Here is a 13,934-nt window from a genome sequence, read left to right as displayed (position 1 = left end):
TTATCCCTGGGGTAAATAGTGCCACCAGGAGGATTTATGACTGAATCTAAATTAACATACGAAAAAACACGCGTTATTGTGGCGGGAGTTAGTCACCTACAACCTGACTTCGAGTACACAATGCAAGAACTTGCTTCATTAGTTGAAGCCAATAATATGGAAGTTGCCGATACAATTACTCAAAAATCTGACTCTGTCAGCGGTGCAACTTACTTCGGTTCTGGTAAAGTTACTGAAATTAAGGAAATTGCCAATGCAGATGATGTTCAAATTATCGTTTTGAACGACGAATTAACACCATCACAAATTAGAAACTTGGAAAAAGAAACTAAATTGAGTTTCATGGATCGTACTGAATTGATCCTGCAAGTCTTCTCTAATCGTGCCCAAACTAAACAGGCTAAACTTCAAGTTGAAATTGCCAAATTACAATATCAACTTCCTAGAATTCATCCATCAGGTAATCCATTGGATCAGCAATCTGCCTCCGGTGGTTTAGCTAACCGTGGTGCTGGTGAATCAAAACTAGAACTTGATCGTCGAGTTATTCGTAAACGTATCACAGCTTTGCGTAACGAATTGAAGACAGTTGATAAAACTGTTAATGTTCAAAGTAGACGTCGCACTAATACGTCATTACCTTTAGTTTCTCTAGTTGGTTACACCAATGCTGGTAAGTCGACTACTATGAATGGTCTATTGAACTTTAACAAGGAAGATTCTGACGACCGTAAAGTTTTTGAAAAGAATATGCTCTTCGCAACACTTGATACTAGTGTTCGCCGAATCGATTTAGCTGATAACACTAGTTTCTTGTTATCCGACACTGTTGGCTTTGTCAGCAAGCTACCACATAACTTGGTTGAATCATTCAAGACAACCCTAAAAGAAGCTCAGGATGCTGATATCTTGATCCAGGTCATTGATATTAGTGATGAACATTGGAAGAATATGCTTGAAGTTACTGAAAAAACTTTGAAGGAAGTTGGTGTGGTCGACAAGCCAATGATTTATGCTTTCAACAAAGCTGATCTTAAACCTGACCAACAATTCCCTTCTATCGAAGGCGACAATATTTATTATTCCGCTCTCGATAGCAAATCAATTGAAACTCTAATCCAATTGATCAAACAAAAGATTTTCGCTAATTATAAAGAGACGACACTTCTAATTCCTTATGACAAACAAAAAGTTACTGAAGAAATTTTAAGAAATTCTCAAGTAACAAAAAAAGAATTTACCAACGACGGATCTTTAATTACCGCCAATTTAAGCCCCGAAGAATTAGAAAGATTTAATAATTACATCGAAATGGAGTCATCTAGCAAATAGATGGCTCTATTTTTTTTTGCATTTTTAGACATAATGTATTATTATTTTATAAAACATTAGAATTTTTCTAATTAAGGGCGATTTGTTTTTAATGTTCATTAGTACATTCTAAGAATAATAATTTTAGGGAGGTTAAACAATGAAATCTAAGAAGTATTTACTTGCATTGTTACCGATATTTCTATTCGTACTAGTTCTAAGTGGTTGTGGTTCCGCTACTGAAAAAGACAGTAAAGATACACTTGCAATTAACTCTGGAGATGTTATTGCAACCATGGATTCATCTATGAACACTGATGCTATTGGTGCTCAGCACTTAACCAACACAATGGAAGGTCTCTATCGATACGATGGTAAAGATTTGAAACCGGCCATTGCTAAGAAAGTCGTTAAACCAACTAATGGTGGTAAAACTTATACTTTTGATTTAAGACATACTAAATGGTCAAATGGTAAGCCGGTTACAGCTAACGACTTTGTCTATGCTTGGAGAAGAACCGTCGATCCAAAGACTGCCTCACAATATGCTTATATCTATACTGGTATTAAAAATGCTGACAAGATCAATGCCGGTAAGAAACCTGTAAATACTTTAGGTATTAAAGCTTTGGGTAAATATAAACTTGAAGTAACTTTGGAAAATGCTATTCCATACTTTAATACTTTGATGGCTAGTTCAACCTTCTACCCTCAATACAAACCATCAGTTGAAAAAGCTGGTAAACAATATGGTTTGAGCAGTACTGGTATGGTCTTCAATGGACCTTTCAAACTAGTTAACTGGAACGTTTCTAAAAACAGTTGGACTGAAGTTAAGAACAACAAGTACTGGAACGCTAAGTCCGTTAAATTAAAGACTTTGAAATATTACGTTGTTAAGGATCCCAATACCGGCTTAAACCTTTATGACGCTAACAGAATTAACCGTTATGAAAAACTTGGTGGAGATACAGCTCGTCAAGTATCCAGTTACAAGACTTTCTCAATGGATAAGCAAACAGCTAACTTCTATCTTGAATTGAACCAAAAGAAATACAAATTCTTCAGAAACGCCAAGATCAGACAAGCTATCTCAATGTCAATCAACCGTGAACAATTAACAAATAACGTTCTTGGTAAGACAGGTGGTATCGAACATACTATTGTTCCTGTCGGCATGTCATACAACCCAACAACTAAAGTTGATTTCACTAAAGAAAAGATGCTTCAATCATCAAATCAATACACCGAATACAATCCTAAAGAAGCTACAAAGCTTTGGAAGGAAGGAATCAAAGAAACTGGTCAAAAGAATCTTAGTTTCACCCTTCTAGGTGACGATACAGATAATTCCAAGAAACAAAACGAATACCTTCAAGGACAAATGGAAAAGAATTTGCCAGGTATCAAGATCACTTTATCAAACGTACCATTTAAGTCTCGTCTAGATAAATCAACATCTGGTAACTTCGATATCGTTGTTACTGGTTGGAACGCCGATTACCCAGATCCTGTTACATTCCTAGACATCTTTACAACTGGTAACGTTCAAAACAATGGTAAGTACTCAAATGCTCAATATGACGCTTTGATTAATAAATCAAAGACTACCGATGCTACAAATGAAGATGCTAGATGGCAAGATCTCTTACAAGCAACTAAGATCTTAACTGACGATCAAGGTGCTATTCCTTTGTATCAATCATATCAAGCTAACTTAACTAGAAGTAACGTTAAGGGTTACCGTATCACACCAAATGGTAGTTATAATCTAGTTACAGCCTACAAAAAATAATTATGTTGAGGGAGATTAAATAATGGCTAAATATATTCTCAAAAGAATTCTTTATTTATTCTTGACCCTTTTCATTATTGCGACGATAACTTTCTTCATGATGAAGATGCTTCCTGGTACTCCGTTTTCCAACCAAAACCGTATGTCCGCGGAGCAACTGAAGATCGTTAAAGCCCAATATGGACTGGATCAATCAGTATTTGTTCAATATATTCGTTACATTGGGGGATTATTACAAGGTAACCTTGGTACTTCTTTCCAATTCAACAACGAACCTGTTACAGCATTAATCGGTCAAAGACTTGCTCCATCAATGCAAATTGGTGCTCAAGCCATGGTCGTTGGTACTATTGGTGGTATCCTTCTAGGTGCCCTCGCTGCTATTCGTAAAAATACATGGGTTGATACACTTGCAACATTCATTTCAATCCTTGGTCTATCAATTCCATCTTTCGTTTTAGCCGTTTTACTTCAGTTCTATCTAGCCTACAAATGGAAGATTTACCCAGTTGCTCTATGGGATAACTTCCAATCAAGTATCCTACCAACACTTGCTCTATCGGCCTTACCATTAGGTACTGTTGCTCGATTTATGAGAACCGAAATGGTGGATGTTATGAGTAGTGACTACATTGAATTGGCTAAGTCAAAAGGTAATTCAAGTTGGGGCGTTGTTGCTAAGCATGCGCTTCGTAACTCATTGATCCCAGTTGTTACTATTATTGGACCTATGGCCGTTTCAGTTATGACTGGTTCCATGGTTGTTGAGAATATCTTCTCAATTCCTGGTATCGGTGAACAATTCGTTAAATCAATTACTACAAATGACTACCCTACAATCATGGGGCTTACAATCTTCTATTCATTCTTGTTGATCATAGTTTACTTAATCGTTGATATCCTTTACGGTCTCATCGATCCAAGAATCAGACTAGGAAACGGAGGTAAAGAATAATGGAACAGATTCCTCAAATTCCTAAGGAAAAATTCAGATTAATTCACGACGAAAATAATAAAGACCAAGAAAAAATTGGTACTCCTTCACTTACATACATGCAGGATGTTCGTCGTCGTTTGTTCAAAGATAAAGTAGCCGTTGTTTGTTTAGCGCTAATCTCAATCATTGTCGTTATTTCAATCTTGGCTCCAATCATTGCCCCACATAATCCAAATGCACAACAAGTTACAATGTCTAACTTGCCTCCTAAGTTGGGTAACCTAAATATCCCTGGTATGAATGGTTATCAAAATATGGGTGGACACATGGTTGATGCTTATAAACAAGCTGATGCTCCTAAGGGTACTTTCTACATTCTAGGTACTGATTACCTTGGACGTGACCTTCTATCAAGAATTATCTATGGTACAAGACTTTCATTAGTCGTTGCTGTACTTGCTACTCTAGTTGACCTTCTAATCGGTGTACCTTATGGTATCGTTTCTGGTTGGAAAGGTGGCAAAACTGATACATTCATGCAACGTATCGTTGAAATTGTTTCATCTATTCCTAACTTGATCGTTGTTATCTTGATGATGATCATCCTAAAACCAGGTTTGACATCAATCGTTATTGCGATTGCCATTACCGGATGGGTCACAATGGCTCGTCTGGTCCGGGCACAAACCTTCCAATTAAAAGAACAAGAATATATTTTAGCTGCTAGAACATTAGGCGAACCTTCAATGAAGATTGCTACAAAGCACCTAATTCCTAACCTTTCATCAACAATTATTATTCAAACAATGTTTACTATTCCAAATGCTATCTTCTTCGAAGCTTTCCTAAGTTTCATTGGTATTGGTATTCCTGCTCCAAATGCTTCATTAGGTACCCTTCTATCAGATGGTCAAAAAGCCTTTAGATTCTTACCATATCAAATGTGGGCTCCAGCTATTATCTTGAGTGTTATCATGATTGCCACAAACCTTCTAGGTGATGGTCTACGTGATGCCTTTGACCCACAATCATCAGAAAACTAACTAAGGAGAAATCACAATGGATAAAATTTTAGAAGTAAAAGATTTGCATGTTGATTTCGATACCTACAATGGTGTCGTTCATGCTATCCGTGGTGTTAGCTTCCACTTAAACGCCGGTGAAACCTTAGCAATCGTTGGTGAATCTGGTTCTGGTAAGTCCATCACAGTTCGTTCGATCCTACAATTACTAGCTAAGAACGGAACAATCTCAAAGGGAGAAGTGCTCTATCATGGAGACGATCTCTTACAAAAATCTGATAAGGAAATGGATAAGCTTCGTGGAAATAAAATTTCTATGATCTTCCAAGACCCTATGACATCGCTTGACCCCACTATGACAATTGGTAAGCAAGTTGCGGAACCTTTGTTGATCCACAACAACGTTTCTAAAAAAGACGCTCTCAAGCGTGCTGAAGAAGTTCTACGTTTAGTAGGTATTCCTAATCCTCAAGCTAGAATGAATGACTACCCTCACCAATTTTCAGGTGGTCAAAGACAACGTATCGTTATCGCTATTGCCATCGTTGATTACCCTGAAATTCTAATTGCCGATGAACCAACAACTGCTCTTGACGTTACTGTTCAAGCTCAAATCATTGATTTATTAAAAGAATTACAACAAAAAATTGGTACTTCAATCATCTTTATCACCCATGACTTAGGTGTTGTGGCTGGTATCGCGGATCGTGTAGCAGTTATGTATGCCGGACGTTTGGTTGAATTTGGTTCAGTCAATGACATCTTCTATAACCCTCAACATCCTTATACTTGGGGTCTACTAGACTCAATGCCAACACTAGATACCAACGAATCAGATCGTTTGAATTCTATTCCCGGTACACCACCAAACCTTTTGAACCCACCAAAGGGTGATGCCTTTGCACCTCGTAATGCTTACGCTATGGAGATTGACGAAGAGCAACAACCACCATTCTTCAAAGTTTCTAAGCATCATTACGCCGCAACATGGCTACTTCATCCAAATGCTCCAAAGGTAACACCACCAGCAAGTATCCTTAATCGTTTCGAAAAATTTAAGAAGTTAGGAGGCAATGTGAAATAATGGCTGACGAAAGACAAGTAATTGTATCCGTAAAAAATTTAAAACAGTATTTTAACATTGGTAAACCTAACATGGTTAAGGCCGTTGATGATGTTTCCTTTGATATTTATAAAGGTGAAACCTTCGGTTTAGTTGGTGAATCTGGTTCTGGTAAAAGTACTACTGGTCGTAGTATCATCAGACTTTATAATCCAACCGATGGTCATATTTATTTCAATGGCCAAGACATTAGTAAAATTAAGAGTCACGGTTCTAAGATGAAGGAATTCCGTCGTGAAATGCAGATGATTTTCCAAGATCCTTATGCTTCATTGAATCCTAGAATGAAAGTTAAAGATATCATCGCTGAAGGACTTGATGTTCATCACTTAGTTAAGAATGACGACGAACGTGACAAACGTGTCCGTGAATTACTCGACATGGTTAACCTGAACCCTGAACATATGACTCGTTACCCTTATGAATTCTCTGGTGGTCAAAGACAACGTATCGGTATTGCCAGAGCTTTAGCTGTTGATCCTCAATTCATCATCGCTGATGAACCTATTTCAGCCCTTGATGTGTCTATCCAAGCTCAGGTTGTTAACTTGATGCAAGATATTCAAAAGAAACAAGGTTTAACTTATCTCTTCATCGCCCATGATCTTTCAATGGTTAAATACATTTCAGACCGTATTGCCGTTATGTATCGTGGTAAGATCGTTGAATTAGCTAACTCAGATGAAATTTACAACAATCCACTTCATCCCTATACACAGAGTTTGCTATCAGCTATTCCCGTTCCTGATCCTGCAATCGAAACTAAGAGAACTAGAATCGATTTCGATCATAAACGTCCATTTGAAGATGATCAAAGACTACAAGAAGTACTTCCCGGACACTTCTTATACTGCAACGACGAAAAAGCTGCTAGTCTTAAAAAAAATTAGTAAGTAACATCTAACAAATCAGATCCTACAAATCCAATTCATGTTATTTACACAAAGAAAAGAGCTTGCCATAAGGCGAGCTCTTTTTGTATTTGTCTTTTTCATAACAATTTCTTCTTTCTGTTTAAGTTTATAAAATTCTATATCTTTGGGGAGGAGATATATCTATTTTTAGGGAGATTAGAGTTTAAAAAGATTATTTATTATATAGTTTAATTTTCATTTTAAGTAATTTAGTATTTCGTGGAGAAGTTTTTGTAATCATCGATCACCTCTTTGTTTTTGACTATGCTTAAATAATAACGGGAATTTATGAATATATGATTAGTAAATTACGAAATAAATAATAAGTAATTGTGAAGAAAATTTGACGAACCGTCTTTTTTAGACAAAAGTGATAGTAAAATATATAATAAGTTCTTTTTGAGAGGAGATTCATTCATATGAAACATATCGTAACCGGAATCGTGGCACACGTTGATGCTGGTAAAACTACCCTTTCCGAAGCTTTGCTCTATAAAACCGGTCAACTACGTAAATTAGGTCGTGTTGACAATGGCGATGCTTTTTTAGATTCCGACGACTTAGAAAAGAAACGCGGTATCACTATCTTCTCCCATCAAGCCAATTTACAGTATGAGAATTTAAATTTGACCCTCTTGGATACTCCAGGACACGTCGACTTTGCATCTCAAACTGAACAGGTTCTAAGCGTCTTAGATTATGCCATTTTAGTAGTTTCCGCTACAGATGGTGTTCAAGGATATACCAAAACACTTTGGAACTTATTGCAAAATTATCGCATTCCAACATTTATTTTTGTTAATAAAATCGATGTCGCTGGCGTTGATCAGACCCAGGTACTTGAAGACTTACAGAACAAACTTTCTCCTGGCTGCATCACCTTTTCTAACGTATTATCAGATGACACGTATGAAGAGATTGCCCTTCAAGATGACGATATCCTCAATCAATTCTTGGAATCAGGAACCTTAACCGCTGACACCATTCGCCAAATGGTCCAGAAACGTCAAATTTTTCCTTGTTACTTTGGATCTGCTTTGAAAATTTCTGGAATCGACGAATTTCTTCAAGGATTCGAAACTTGGACTAACGAAAATCAATATGATAATACTTTTGGTGCTAAAGTCTTTAAAATCTCACATGATGAAAACGATGAACGTTTAACTTGGATCAAAGTGACCGGCGGAGTTTTACATAACAAAGATATTTTGCTTGAGGATCAAAAGGCCAATCAAGTCCGCATCTACAGCGGAGCTAAGTTTGAATTGCAACAAGAAATCCCCGCCGGTGGAATCTGTGCAGTGACCGGTTTAACCAATACCTATCCCGGTCAAGGTTTGGGCAAAGAAAGAAATGCTAGTGATCCCACGATTCAGCCTGTCCTAACCTATACCGTCGATCCTAAGGATAATGATCTACATACTTGTTTAACTGCTTTAAGACAATTAGAAGATGAAGATCCACAACTTCACGTTACTTGGTCAAATCAGCTAGAGGAAATCCGTGTACAAATAATGGGTGAAGTCCAATTAGAAGTACTTCAACAATTACTTTTACAAAGATTTAATTTAGACGTCACATTTAGTGAAGGTAGTATTCTTTACAGAGAAACCATTACTAAAAAAGTCGAAGGTATCGGTCACTTTGAACCTCTACGCCACTATGCCGAAGTCCATCTACTAATGGAGCCAGCTAAACCAGGCAGTGGTTTAACATTCGATTCACAATGTAATCTTGATACCTTAGGTCGCAACTGGCAACACCAAGTATTATCCAACCTAAGTGCCAAAGAACATCTCGGCGTTTTAATCGGTGCTCCAATTACCGATATGAAAATCACCTTGATCAGTGGTCGGGCAAGTAATGTCCACTCCGTCGGTGGTGATTTTCGTGAAGCAACTTGGAGAGCCGTTAGACAAGGATTGATGATGCTTGAACAATATGACGGTTGTCAATTATTGGAACCATGGTACCAATTTCGTTTAGAAGTCGAACAAGATCAAGTCGGTCGTGCCATGAATGACATTCAAAAAATGAACGGAACCTTTGATACTCCCGAAGTAACTAACAATCAAACCAACGTTCTAACCGGAATCGCTCCAGTATCTCAAATGCAAGGTTATAGTAAACAAGTTCGAGCTTACACACATGGACAAGGGCAATTAGAATGCATCATACTCGGTTACCGCCCTTGTCACAATGCAGATGAGATTATTGAAAAAGCACAGTATCAACCAGTTTCCGATTTGGAAAACACACCTGATTCAGTCTTTTGTGCCCACGGAGCAGGCTATCCAGTTGCTTGGGATCAAGTACCCCAAACCGCTCACCTACCCTATACCTATCCTTTAGCAAACTTAGAAAAGAACGAATAAACCTAATAGTTATTTCGAAAGTTTGATTAAAAATTCCGTCTTCCGCAAAAGTTGAAAATACTGGTGGAACGCTGTGGGCATGACCTAGAGCTAAAAACATCGCATTCTGTGCAGCATTTTGGATCTTCAAGATCAGCCTCATTGTAACCGGCAAAGCCGCTAACAATAATTTCACAGCTAACCACATTTTTAACTTTTACTCCAGACTAATAAACGGATCTATTGGTTACCTTTTTTCTAAATTTTTAAAATAATAGTTCTATCTTATAGTTCTTATCTAATTCAAGAAAGAACCATTTTCCATCCATCTTTTTAATTATTTGATAACTCATCAAAAAATAGAACCAGGAACTAGTCTGGAGTAAAAAATCTGTGGGTCCTAAGTAGCGAAATTCTACTTAGCTTGCGAAGCAAGGTTAGTAGAAGACCGATCTTGGAGATCCATTATTTTGCACGAAGTGTGAAATAATTAGCTTCAAGTCGTGTCCGCTACGTTCCAGAGGCCCACAGATTTTTTACGGAAGATGGCAATTCAAACACATCCCCATCCAAAACAAATTTTAAGAACATCAAAAAAAGTCTGCCAATATAGCAGACTTTTTATTTACGATATTTATATGTAGGATAAATATCTTATTTTAACTTTTTATCTTAAGGGGGGAGATAAATAAAGTTTTTTAATTGTGTTTATAAGGGGATTAAACTTTTAAAAAAATAGGGTTTTAATTAATATTAAGGGGATTATTCCATTTGTTAAGTGAGTAATCTAAAATTCATCATCTAATTAATGCAGCTTCCAATTTCATTGGGTCACTTCTTTCAAATTTTATCTTGAGATATATCTTTTAGGGGGGAAGATATATTACTTGAGTTTATAAGGGTTTTAATTTTGTATATAAGTTTTAAGGGGTTTATTTCTATTCATTTTATGTTTTCAATAAGTATATTTAAAAAAGGATTAATTCTAAAAGGATTGTTTGTTCATCCGGTCACCTCTTTGTTATTTGACTATGCTTAAATAATAACGGGAATTTATGAATATACGGTTGCCAAATTACGAATTAATTTATAACAATATGTGAAGAATTTATGACCAAAGGGTCTAAAATTCCATATTGTCTGTTTTTTACTACTCTCACAAGACCAATTACCTGAATTAGTCTCCACTCTGATTTATACTAAAATTAAAATAATGATAGAAGTGGGGTATTAATATGCACTTAAATAAAGAACAAAAAGCCAACTTGAAGGCTGCCGTTATCGCCGGAACAGCTGCTGGAATAGTTTCTGGGTTTGTTAAATTAGGCTGGGAGAATGTTTTGCCACCACGTACAGCTGAACGTGATGCTGTGAATCCTCCTCAAACCTTAATGGAACAAATGGGTATTCCTAAGAAAATCACTCGTGGAACTTACACATATTCTGGTCACCAAATGCCTTGGGCAAGTTTTATGATGCACTTTGGTTTCTCAACATCATTTGCCATCATTTATGAAGTTTTGGCAGAATATAAACCATTCATCAGAAAAGGCTCTGGAGCAATCTTCGGATTAGCTATCTGGGTTGCTTTCCATATTGGAATCATGCCTATGATGAAAACTGTCCCAAGTCCTAAGGATCAACCTACTGAAGAACATATCTCTGAGGCACTCGGTCACATTGCTTGGATGTGGACAAACGATATTGTCGGCCGTGAACTCTATCGTCGCTTAACTGCACAGAAATAAGGTTTCCTTTGAACAAATGGAACACCTCATTAACTGAAAGAATCAGTTATGGCCTAAGTGATGCCGCCGATAATTTAGTCTTTCAAATGATGACCACCTATCTACTCTTCTTTTATACTGACGTTTTTGGACTGACAGCAAGTGAAGTTGCCATTCTTTTCGTCGTAGCCAGAGCAGCTGATGTCTTTGAAAGTCTAATAATTGGAATTATGATCGACAATACCCATTCTCGTTGGGGTAAGAGTCGACCTTTCTTTCTATGGTATTCCTTCCCTTATGTCATCTTCGCAATCCTAACTTTTGTTACACCTAATTTTCTACCACATTCAGGAAAATTGATCTGGGCTTATGTAACCTATTTAGGATTAGGATTCTTTTATACTGCTGTTAACTTACCAATTACTTCCATCTTGCCTACTATGACTGATAATGAACAGGAAACAACATTGTTGGGTGTTATCAGACAATTCTCTGGTAGTTCCGTTCAAATCATTGTAGCCGTCTTTACTATTCCTCTAGTCAATCTCTTTGGTAAAGGTGATCAACAAAAGGGCTTTTTGGGAACAATTATCCTCTTTGGTATTATTTCCCTAGCCTTAATTTTGAATACATTCTTTCATGTTCGTGAACGCTATACTGACGACAATATTAATCATCAACCTATTTCCAAAGTTTGGGGAATGCTCAAGCAGAATCGGCCATGGATTGTTATTTCCATTGTTATCTTCCTTTATTGGTTGACTACTTCTATTAAGAATCAAACAACTATTTACTATTTCAAATACGTTCTTCACGATGAAAACCTAGTTTCAATAGCCAACAGTTTCACATTAACAGCTTTGATTGGTGTTGTTGCTATCTATTTTGTTTCCGTCAAATTAGGTAAAAAGAAAACAATGTTACTAGGTATCATCATCGCCTTTATTGGACAAATAATTATCACTTTCGGTGCTTATTCAAAGAATCTAGCTCTTATCTTCAGTGGTATCTTTGTCAACGGAATCGGTGGAGGTTTCATCATTGGCCTAGTTTCAATCATGATTGCGGATACGATTCGTTATGGTACTTCAATGGGAATTCAAGCTGAAGGTGTATTAGCTTCAACAGACGACTTCGGTGTTAATTTGGGATTAGGACTCGGTGGTTTAATCACTGCTGAATCGCTTCAAATCTCAGGTTACGTTTCCAATAAAACCCAAAGTGCCAGTACTATTTCGGCAATCAATTTGAATTACGCTTTGATTCCATTAGGTTTGTATATAATCATGTTTCTGATTTTGCTTGGATACAATGAGAAAAAAATTCAGAATGCTATTAAATGAAGAAGGTAAAAAATGCAACAGGAATCACTCTTTGCTACTAATAAAAATAATGACAACAATAGCCCTCTAGCTAATCGGGTCCGCCCAACAACACTAGAGGGTTTTGTCGGTCAACAACATTTAATCGGTGATGGCAAAATTCTTAAAGAAATCATCGACCAAGATAAAATTCCCTCATTAATTTTCTGGGGACCTCCTGGGGTGGGGAAAACCACCTTAGCTGAAATCATTGCCAAGAAAACTAAAGCTAATTTCATAACTTTTAGTGCCGTCACTAGCGGTATCAACGACATTAAAAAAGTTATGAAGGAGGCCGAAATGAACCGGGAAATGGGCCAAAAGACTATCGTCTTTATTGATGAAATTCATCGTTTCAACAAGGCTCAACAAGATGCTTTCCTACCTTTCGTCGAAAAGGGCAGTATTACCTTGATTGGTGCCACAACTGAGAACCCATCTTTCGAAATTAACTCTGCGTTACTATCAAGATGTAAAGTCTTTGTTTTAAAGTCTTTAACTAAAGATGATTTAGTCGATCTATTGAAAAAGACCCTCGCCAATTCTAAAGCATTTCCAAAGTTAAAAGTTGATATTGACGATGACACTTTAGAATTGATTGGTAATTACGCTAATGGCGATGCCCGAGTAGCTTTGAACACCTTAGAAATGGCTGTTATCAATTCAACGGTTCATGATAAGACTGCCAAAGTAGATTTGGAAGATATTCGTCAATTACTCAATACTAAATCCCTACGCTACGATAAAAATGGTGAAGAGCATTACAACATTATCTCCGCCCTGCACAAATCGATGCGCAACAGTGATACCGACTCAGCCATTTATTGGGTCACCCGCATGCTTGAAGGTGGCGAAGATCCACTCTACATTGCTAGACGACTGGTTCGTTTTGCCAGTGAAGATATTGGATTAGCTGATACGAATGCTTTAAATGTTGCGATCAATGCTTTCCAAGCCTGTCAATTTCTTGGTATGCCTGAATGTAATGTCCATTTAGTTGAAACTGTAATTTATCTGTCCGTTGCTCCCAAGTCCAATGCCACTTATAAAGCTTTATTAAGAGCTCAGAAAGACGTTAAGAAGTATGGCAATCTTCCTGTACCTCTTCAGGTCAGAAACGCTCCTACGAAACTTATGAAGAATCTCGGTTATGGGAAAGATTATCAATTGGCTCACGATTATGCTGACAAGCTAACGACCATGAAAACAGTGCCTAAAGAAGTTGAAAATAGCACCTACTATCGACCAACTGAACAAGGTAAGGACCGCCTCTTCAAACAACGTTTAGAATATATCGAACAATGGCATCAGGAACATGACACTAAGTAACATGTTCTTCTTTTACATTTAGTGATAGAATGGGGTCTTAATTTAGGACTGAGGGGTTTCA

Annotated in this window: 10 protein-coding genes; all 10 read left to right on the top strand. The window is 37.1% G+C overall.

The window, feature by feature from the left end; translation table 11 throughout:
* Window positions 1-36 precede the first annotated feature (36 nt).
* Window positions 37-1,332: a GTPase HflX gene (gene hflX / locus FC97_RS02745; RefSeq protein ID WP_054642928.1), complete on the top strand. Its 1,296-nt coding sequence runs from the start codon at window positions 37-39 to the stop codon at window positions 1,330-1,332.
* A gap of 139 nt (window positions 1,333-1,471) precedes the next feature.
* Window positions 1,472-3,106: a peptide ABC transporter substrate-binding protein gene (locus tag FC97_RS02740; RefSeq protein ID WP_054642927.1), complete on the top strand. Its 1,635-nt coding sequence runs from the start codon at window positions 1,472-1,474 to the stop codon at window positions 3,104-3,106.
* Between the two features lie 22 nt (window positions 3,107-3,128).
* A complete protein-coding gene (opp3b, locus tag FC97_RS02735) occupies window positions 3,129-4,061 on the top strand; it encodes an oligopeptide ABC transporter permease (RefSeq protein ID WP_025085030.1) in 933 nt (310 codons plus the stop codon).
* On the top strand, window positions 4,061-5,086 hold the full coding sequence (locus FC97_RS02730; RefSeq protein WP_025085029.1) for an ABC transporter permease: 1,026 nt from the start codon (window positions 4,061-4,063) through the stop codon (window positions 5,084-5,086). Before opp3b ends, FC97_RS02730 begins: the two co-directional genes overlap by 1 nt.
* 16 nt (window positions 5,087-5,102) lie before the next feature.
* Window positions 5,103-6,149 carry an ABC transporter ATP-binding protein gene (locus FC97_RS02725; protein WP_054642926.1) on the top strand — a complete coding sequence of 349 codons (1,047 nt, stop codon included), beginning with the start codon at window positions 5,103-5,105 and terminating at the stop codon, window positions 6,147-6,149.
* A complete protein-coding gene (locus FC97_RS02720) occupies window positions 6,149-7,078 on the top strand; it encodes an ABC transporter ATP-binding protein (protein ID WP_056967766.1) in 930 nt (309 codons plus the stop codon). Before FC97_RS02725 ends, FC97_RS02720 begins: the two co-directional genes overlap by 1 nt.
* Before the next feature lie 443 nt (window positions 7,079-7,521).
* Window positions 7,522-9,477 carry an elongation factor G gene (locus tag FC97_RS02715; RefSeq protein WP_056967763.1) on the top strand — a complete coding sequence of 652 codons (1,956 nt, stop codon included), beginning with the start codon at window positions 7,522-7,524 and terminating at the stop codon, window positions 9,475-9,477.
* 1,214 nt (window positions 9,478-10,691) lie between these two features.
* Window positions 10,692-11,204 carry a YagU family protein gene (locus tag FC97_RS02710; RefSeq protein ID WP_025085025.1) on the top strand — a complete coding sequence of 171 codons (513 nt, stop codon included), beginning with the start codon at window positions 10,692-10,694 and terminating at the stop codon, window positions 11,202-11,204.
* Window positions 11,205-11,212: 8 nt separating this feature from the next.
* Complete coding sequence (locus FC97_RS02705) at window positions 11,213-12,526, top strand: MFS transporter (protein ID WP_054642925.1); 1,314 nt, start codon at window positions 11,213-11,215, stop codon at window positions 12,524-12,526.
* 12 nt (window positions 12,527-12,538) lie between these two features.
* Window positions 12,539-13,873: a replication-associated recombination protein A gene (locus tag FC97_RS02700; protein ID WP_054642924.1), complete on the top strand. Its 1,335-nt coding sequence runs from the start codon at window positions 12,539-12,541 to the stop codon at window positions 13,871-13,873.
* Window positions 13,874-13,934: the final 61 nt, after the last annotated feature.

It is taken from the genome of Companilactobacillus kimchii DSM 13961 = JCM 10707 (assembly GCF_001435445.1).
GTDB lineage: Bacteria > Bacillota > Bacilli > Lactobacillales > Lactobacillaceae > Companilactobacillus > Companilactobacillus kimchii.
This window is presented reverse-complemented; position numbering and strand designations above follow the sequence as displayed.

Excerpts from the sequence above, each read along its gene's own strand:
- hflX (WP_054642928.1), top strand. The coding sequence starts at position 37 with ATGACTGAATCTAAATTAACATACGAAAAAACACGCGTTATTGTGGCG.
- FC97_RS02740 (WP_054642927.1), top strand. The coding sequence starts at position 1,472 with ATGAAATCTAAGAAGTATTTACTTGCATTGTTACCGATATTTCTATTC.
- opp3b (WP_025085030.1), top strand. The coding sequence starts at position 3,129 with ATGGCTAAATATATTCTCAAAAGAATTCTTTATTTATTCTTGACCCTT.
- FC97_RS02730 (WP_025085029.1), top strand. The coding sequence starts at position 4,061 with ATGGAACAGATTCCTCAAATTCCTAAGGAAAAATTCAGATTAATTCAC.
- FC97_RS02725 (WP_054642926.1), top strand. The coding sequence starts at position 5,103 with ATGGATAAAATTTTAGAAGTAAAAGATTTGCATGTTGATTTCGATACC.
- FC97_RS02720 (WP_056967766.1), top strand. The coding sequence starts at position 6,149 with ATGGCTGACGAAAGACAAGTAATTGTATCCGTAAAAAATTTAAAACAG.
- FC97_RS02715 (WP_056967763.1), top strand. The coding sequence starts at position 7,522 with ATGAAACATATCGTAACCGGAATCGTGGCACACGTTGATGCTGGTAAA.
- FC97_RS02710 (WP_025085025.1), top strand. The coding sequence starts at position 10,692 with ATGCACTTAAATAAAGAACAAAAAGCCAACTTGAAGGCTGCCGTTATC.
- FC97_RS02700 (WP_054642924.1), top strand. The coding sequence starts at position 12,539 with ATGCAACAGGAATCACTCTTTGCTACTAATAAAAATAATGACAACAAT.